The sequence below is a fragment of the Sphingobacterium haloxyli genome, from assembly GCF_002980525.1.
Lineage (GTDB): Bacteria > Bacteroidota > Bacteroidia > Sphingobacteriales > Sphingobacteriaceae > Sphingobacterium > Sphingobacterium haloxyli.
In genome coordinates this window covers 1-429 of record NZ_PVBQ01000056.1, presented here as the reverse complement: position 1 = coordinate 429, position 429 = coordinate 1, and the positions used below count along the sequence as shown (strand labels likewise).

Here is a 429-nt window from a genome sequence, read left to right as displayed (position 1 = left end):
CTATCCTGTTGACAAAGGAGCTGGGCAGGGTAAGCTCGAACGCCCCGAAGAAGGATGCCGCGAAGACCACCAGTATCAGGAAGAACAGAAAGTTGAAGACACCGTTGGTGGACAGGGCGTTGAGCGCGTCGGAGCCGAAGGCTATGGTGATGAGCATGCCCAGTGCGACGTAGATCACGATGATGAACAGCCCGTAGAGCAGTGCCCGGGATATCCCTCTGGCTCGGGAGCCGCTCTGTTTGGTGAAGAAACTGACGGTCAGCGGGACCATGGGGAATATACAGGGCATGATGAAGGCCGCAAAACCGCCCAGCAGCCCCGCAATGAAGATACCCCAGAGGGACTGTTTGCCCTGGGAGCTGGCGTCCACCGGCTGCACCGGTGCACCGGCCGCTGTGTCAGCCTCCATCTCCTCGCTTGCCGCGCCGT

Annotated in this window: 1 protein-coding gene; it reads right to left on the bottom strand. The window is 60.4% G+C overall.

Annotated features, from left to right (window positions below):
- Positions 1 to 429: cytochrome c biogenesis protein CcdA (locus C5745_RS19935; protein ID WP_449448538.1), on the bottom strand; the 429-nt coding region annotated here is incomplete at both ends.